Here is a 6000-nt window from a genome sequence, read left to right as displayed (position 1 = left end):
ATTTATCGGATGCTTTTTTTATGCCGCACCTCATAGTCGTACACACATAGTTCAATTCCATCACATCAGGTAGCAGCCCAAGTAACCCCGAAATCTTGGACGATTCTTTGGTCAGCGAGTCATTTGTTCCTTGAAAAAACGGGTATTGGGTCAAACCCGCCCTGCATATATTCCAATGAGTTGCTTGGTCTGTTGCGGAATATATAACAGCGGGGATGGGATATATGTGAAAATTAATGCCGTTTTTGAAGGTGGAGGGGTTAAGGGGATCGCATTGGCCGGTGCTGTACACGCTGCAGAGAGCAGGGGACTTACCTTTAATCAAGTGGCTGGAACGTCTTCAGGGGCTATTATTGCCTCTTTAGTAGCTGCCGGCTATACGTCGGATGAACTGAAAGCAGTCATAGAAGCTACTCCATTCAGTGCTTTTATGCAGCGTTCCAAGATTTTTGATACCAAATTGGTCGGACCGTTAGCACGTTTATTTTTGAAAAAAGGCTTGTACTCGGGGGAAACATTGGAGTATTGGATTCACACATTGCTTCTAGCCAAAGGGATCCGTACATTTGGTGATCTTCGGCCTAACCAGCTGCGTATTGTCGCTTCGGATATTTCCGGTCGTAGGCTGCTAGTTCTACCGGACGATATTGCTGATTATGGCATTGATCCCGTTCAGTTTCCCATTTCCAAGGCTGTGCGCATGAGTACAAGCATTCCTTATTTTTTCGACCCCGTCATAATCCGTAAATCAGCATCTAAAAGGCTCCCAACGGAAACCTTTGCCGATCAATTTGTTTATATCGTAGATGGCGGGCTATTAAGCAATTTTCCACTATGGTTGTTTGATCAAGATGAGGTTCCGGCTTTGGATTCCATGATACCTACCATCGGCTTTCAATTGGTAGGGCGTGGAACGGGTAAGCCCAATAAAATTTTCGGCCCCTTAAGCATGTTGAAGGCACTCTTCTCTACAATGATGGATGCCCATGATGAACGTTACATTGAAGATGCGAACCGCTTCCGTACAGTGAAAATTCCTACCTTAGGAGTCAGTAACACAGAGTTTGACATATCCAAGGAAAAAAGTCGGGAGCTTTATGAATCAGGCAACCGAGCCGCTGAGAATTTCTTAAACAAGTGGAAATTGACTGATTACAAAAGCAGCTATATGCAGCATGTGGTCCGTAAGAGAGCCCCCATTACATTCTAATAGGGGTTTAACTGCTGCCTACTGCGCCACAGCGTGCAACTGAGACTTGGAAAATAAAAAAACGGCGATTAGATCGCCGTTTAGTGATACTTGGGAGGCTCATCTGAGCTTCCCTTATTGCCGTCAATGACGCGGAACGTAGCATTTCTGCTTCGTTTCTCTTTAGTGCGGCTGAAATTTTTGGGTCCCTGCTTGGTTCTTCCACTTCGTCCCCAAGTACTTGGCGGGAATTTATAAAGCAGAAAAATGACAGCAAACACAGCTATAGGAATAATAAGAGATAATGCTTTGGACGCCAATCCAATCAAGGCTAATCCAAGGATAATATAGGCGGCAATAGGATAACGTTTCTTCATCACGATTTCCTCCTTAGAGTTTCGCTTTAACAGAACTTTCTTCGAAAGTGAGTGAGTCTTCATCTCACACTCTTGCTTGTTTATCCAGCTCCAGCATCCGATTAAAAGAAGCGATTGACACTTCGACTTGAGAATCATCAGGTTGTTTGGTGGTTAGCAATTGCAGCCACAATCCTGGATAACCAAGGTACCGAAGTACCGGTATATCGCGAAGCAAATTAGTGAAACGCAACACCTCGTACGAAACCCCAATTACTACTGGCAGAAGAATGATTCGCTGCACAATTCTTTCAACAAAGGTATCGTAAGTGAAAAACGAATAAATAATTACCCCGACTAATACCGTAAAGACGATAAAACTACTTCCGCAGCGATAGTGAAGTGTGCTGAATTTCTGTACATTTGCTACAGTCAGCTCAACACCTGCCTCATATGCGCTTATAACCTTATGCTCCGCTCCATGATATTGGAACAATCTGCGAATCATGGGTGTGAGTGAAATAAAGTATATATAGGCAACGAGCAAAACGATTTTGATAAGTCCTTCGAGCAAGTTATGTCCGATCTGGTTGACGAATAGTTTACCGAATAATACTTGTTCAATAGTAGGAGGGACCAGTGTGAATATAAACTTCCCAAATAGGAAGGATAAAACCCCTACTACAGCTACACCGAGAATCATCGAAATTTTTCCAGTGAAGGATTCTTTCTGTTCTTCCTTAGGTGTTTGTTCTTCACCCTGCTCCTCAGCAAATGTTTCTGCAGAAAAGTTCAAATGCTGTGCACCCTTCGCGCTTGCTTCAACTATGCCAACAATTCCGCGAATGAAAGGTATTTTCTTCAAAGCTTGCACCCAGCCGATTTCCTTCTTTGGCACTTCGAAATAGGCGATGGAATTATCCTTTTTGCGTACGGCCGTGACATGGGTTTTAAGACCTGCAAACATTACTCCTTCGATCACGGCTTGACCGCCGTAAATCGTACATGGCTGCTCATTTTGCGACAACGAAAACACCTTCTTTTGATATATATGTGTAGGTTTCATTATTTATTGTATCGGATTCAAAGAGAGAAAGCTACCGCTGGGTATGAAAATAAGAATCAGCCTTAGATTTAAGTTAAACAGGAAGTATAAGTTTATATACTTTGCTTGGTAAACTTCGATAAACCTGCCCATCCATGAGGACTTCGATGCTAAATGTCCTAGATATTAGATTGGTAACTAATACATATCTGCCCTATAGACAACGTAAAGTTTAGGGTACAAAAAATTGCATATACTAAAGTTATTCAGAACCTAAACCCATTTAATCATCCTAGAAGAAAGGGAGGGCCGTTATGGAAGTCGAGGGAGAAAAGGAAACCATAAAACGTTCCAATAAATGGACTTTTTCACTGTATATTGGTTTTTTTGCTGGACTGTTTTGGGGAGCTGTTAAAATGGTAGAACATTATTTTCATTTTACCAGCTTGCCGCCTGGATTTTTAGTGGAGCCGTTCTTCAAAAGGAGCTTTTTGCTGACCTGGCAAGGTTATTTGCTCGGTTGGGCGGTTTTTATTTTATTTTCAATTGTGGCGACACTGTTGTATACCATTTTCTTTGCTAAGGCCATAGGACCATGGGTTGGTGTTGTTTACGGGCTGGCAATCTGGGGGATTATCTTCCTCTTAATTGGACCCATCACAGGGATGATGAACTGGATTGCGTTCTTGGATTGGAACACCATCCTCACAGAAGCTTGCCTATTTATGCTTTGGGGCTTGTTTATTGGATACAGTATTGCCTTCGAATTTAACGATGAAAGTGCTCGTGAACCATTCAGTACAGGATCGAACAATCCACAGCCGGAATAGCCATCTAGCTTATCTTCGTAAAAAAAAGTTCTCAAATAGAAGAAAGTTATGGTAAAATATTTTGTACGTGTATTTTAAGGGTATGTGGAGGTTCTGCGTTTGAAGAGGATTTTAGTATTAAACGGTCCTAATTTAAACATGCTGGGTGTACGTGAGCCCGGTATTTATGGTTCTATTTCGTTAAAGGCCATTGAAGACAATCTTCGGAAGCTTGCAACAGAGCTTGGAATTGAACTGGATTGCTTTCAATCCAATCACGAAGGGGCCTTGATCGATAAAATTCATGAGGCCTTTGGCACTATGGATGGCATAATTATGAACCCTGGTGCCTTCACGCATTACAGCTATGCACTGCGGGATGCAATCAGTACTGTACAGCTTCCGCTTATTGAGGTGCATATCTCCAATATTCACAAAAGAGAAGCATTTCGCCATGTATCGGTGATCGCTCCTGTTGCACTGGGACAAATTGCAGGATTGGGTGCGGAAGGCTATGAACTTGGCCTACGCGCTATGGTAAACCACCTCAAGTCACTGGAGGGATAACAATGCAGCAAGCACGATTGGGTCGAATCCGAGTTGTTATGCAAGAACAAGGATTGCAAGCACTGCTTATCACCAATGGGGTAAACCGTCAATATTTGACTGGATTTACCGGTTCATCCGGTTATGTACTCCTAACTGAAGCCAAAGCTTATCTGCTAACGGATTTCCGTTACATGAGTCAAGCGCCTGTACAGGCTGTACACTATGAGGTTGTAGAGCATGCTCCTAAGCCAATGGAGACGGTTCGTGCATTACTGACTAAACATGGGATATCTAAGGTTGGTTTTGAGAAAATGGATATGACCTATGGCACTTACCTGTCTACAGCCGAAGCGCTTCAAGGGATTGAATTGGTTGCCACCGGCGGGCTTGTTGAGAGGTTGAGATTGGTGAAGGATGCTGCTGAGCTTGATGTCATGAAGGAAGCGGCTGATTTGGCTGACCGAACCTTTACACATATTTTGCCCTTTCTGAAGCCAGGAGTTAAAGAACTGGATATTGCGCTTGAAATTGAATTTTTCGTAAGGAAGAATGGAGCTGCTTCGACTTCCTTCGAAACCATTGTCGCCTCCGGTGAACGATCCGCACTGCCGCATGGTAAGGCAAGCGATCGAATCTTGCAAATGAATGAGTTTGTGAAATTGGATTACGGTGCTTACTACAAAAGCTATTGCTCGGACATTACACGAACTATCGTACTCGGGAAACCGACGGACAAGCACAAGGAAATATACAACATCGTGCTGGAGGCTCAGCTAACAGCATTGGATAAGATTAAGCCTGGAATGACGGGGCAGCAGGCCGATGCAATAGCCCGAGATGTCATTAAACAGCATGGATACGGCGAGTTTTTTGGTCATGGACTAGGCCATGGACTTGGCATGGAAATACATGAAGCGCCGCGGCTGTCCACCCAAGGGGATGTTGTTCTAACACCAGGAATGACGGTAACTGTCGAACCGGGTATCTATTTGCCGGGCTTTGGTGGAGTACGCATCGAAGACGATATCGTTATTACTGAAACCGGTAACCAGAAATTAACACATTCAAGTAAAGACTTGATTGTGCTTGATTAGCATTACAATTTAGCAGCGTCTGAACCTTTGTCTTACGGCAAATCATGCCGTCTGCTCACATTTTTAGGGGGTATTTTTCAGTGATTTCAGTTAACGAATTTAAAACAGGTTTGACCATCCAAGTAGAACATGATTTGTTCACAGTAATTGATTTTCAACACGTAAAACCAGGCAAGGGTGCTGCATTCGTGCGCTCCAAGCTGAAAAACCTGCGTAACGGAAATACAGTTGAGCGTACTTTTCGTGCGGGTGAGAACGTAGGTCGCGCACATATTGAAAACCGTGAGATGCAATATCTGTATGCAAGCGGTACTGAACATACGTTCATGGATACTGAAACTTTCGACCAATTCACTTTAACTGCCAAGCAGCTGGAATGGGAGCTTAATTTCCTTAAAGAAAATATGATGATTCATATCATGAGCTATCAAGGTGAGATTCTAGGAATTAACCTTCCTAACAGCATCGAGCTAAAAGTAGCTGAAACCGAGCCAGGTATTAAAGGTAATACTGCACAAGGAGCAACGAAGAGCGCTAAGCTAGAAACCGGCTTTAGTGTACAGGTTCCTCTATTTATTAATGAAGGTGACGTACTACTAATTGACTCACGCGAAGGCAAATATATTTCCCGTGCCAAAGAGTAGTTGCAGTCATTTTATGTATCAGAATGTATAAGCTTCAGCGGAGCTGAACCATTCTGGTATAGCATGAAAAGCTACCGTTAAGACACATAGGTACCTTCATCGAAAAGGCTTCGAATTGAAGCTTTCTTATAAGTAGTGCAAACTAAGATTTATGCCTGTTAAGCTTGCTGTTTATCAGCTGCCGAAAGGTGTAAATCTTTTTTTGGCTCAGAAACGAAATCAGCGCTTGACGAAATCTAATTCGATTTCGGCTCATATCCTGCTCAGCCCTTGACGAAGCCATTCGATTTCAGTTTCATACCTAACTCATCGCT

The 6000-nt window shown here is 43.1% G+C and carries 7 protein-coding genes; 5 read left to right on the top strand and 2 right to left on the bottom strand.

Going from position 1 to position 6000, the window contains the following annotated elements:
• Positions 1-226 precede the first annotated feature (226 nt).
• Positions 227-1210, top strand: coding sequence for a patatin-like phospholipase family protein (locus GC093_RS31705; protein WP_171655936.1), 984 nt, complete (start codon positions 227-229; stop codon positions 1208-1210).
• Between the two features lie 80 nt (positions 1211-1290).
• On the opposite strand, the gene GC093_RS31700 is transcribed toward GC093_RS31705, so the two are convergent.
• Together GC093_RS31700 and GC093_RS31695 are read right to left on the bottom strand one after the other, a co-directional pair.
• Complete coding sequence (locus GC093_RS31700; protein WP_171655935.1) at positions 1291-1566, bottom strand: hypothetical protein; 276 nt, start codon at positions 1564-1566, stop codon at positions 1291-1293.
• Between the two features lie 64 nt (positions 1567-1630).
• A complete protein-coding gene (locus tag GC093_RS31695; protein ID WP_171655934.1) occupies positions 1631-2611 on the bottom strand; it encodes a DUF1385 domain-containing protein in 981 nt (326 codons plus the stop codon).
• 293 nt (positions 2612-2904) lie between these two features.
• On the opposite strand from GC093_RS31695, the gene GC093_RS31690 reads away from it, so the two are divergent.
• From GC093_RS31690 to efp, 4 genes are all read left to right on the top strand, one after another.
• Positions 2905-3420, top strand: coding sequence for a YqhR family membrane protein (locus tag GC093_RS31690; RefSeq protein WP_171655933.1), 516 nt, complete (start codon positions 2905-2907; stop codon positions 3418-3420).
• A 99-nt stretch (positions 3421-3519) separates the two neighbouring features.
• Positions 3520-3966, top strand: a complete 447-nt coding sequence (gene aroQ / locus GC093_RS31685; protein ID WP_171655932.1) for a type II 3-dehydroquinate dehydratase — start codon at positions 3520-3522, stop codon at positions 3964-3966.
• A gap of 2 nt (positions 3967-3968) precedes the next feature.
• Positions 3969-5042 (top strand): M24 family metallopeptidase, encoded by a 1074-nt coding sequence (locus GC093_RS31680; protein WP_171655931.1) that lies wholly within the window; start codon positions 3969-3971, stop codon positions 5040-5042.
• Positions 5043-5122: 80 nt separating this feature from the next.
• Complete coding sequence (gene efp, locus GC093_RS31675) at positions 5123-5686, top strand: elongation factor P (protein ID WP_171655930.1); 564 nt, start codon at positions 5123-5125, stop codon at positions 5684-5686.
• Positions 5687-6000: the final 314 nt, after the last annotated feature.

Source organism: Paenibacillus foliorum (genome assembly GCF_013141765.1).
GTDB lineage: Bacteria > Bacillota > Bacilli > Paenibacillales > NBRC-103111 > Paenibacillus_S > Paenibacillus_S foliorum.
The sequence above is the reverse complement of the archived record's forward strand: the minus strand, read 5'-3'. Positions and strand labels throughout refer to the sequence as shown.

What these genes read in the sequence shown, in the direction of transcription:
- GC093_RS31700 (WP_171655935.1), bottom strand. Translation starts at nt 1,566, where the DNA reads ATGAAGAAACGTTATCCTATTGCCGCCTATATTATCCTTGGATTAGCC.
- GC093_RS31695 (WP_171655934.1), bottom strand. Translation starts at nt 2,611, where the DNA reads ATGAAACCTACACATATATATCAAAAGAAGGTGTTTTCGTTGTCGCAA.
- GC093_RS31690 (WP_171655933.1), top strand. Translation starts at nt 2,905, where the DNA reads ATGGAAGTCGAGGGAGAAAAGGAAACCATAAAACGTTCCAATAAATGG.
- GC093_RS31680 (WP_171655931.1), top strand. Translation starts at nt 3,969, where the DNA reads ATGCAGCAAGCACGATTGGGTCGAATCCGAGTTGTTATGCAAGAACAA.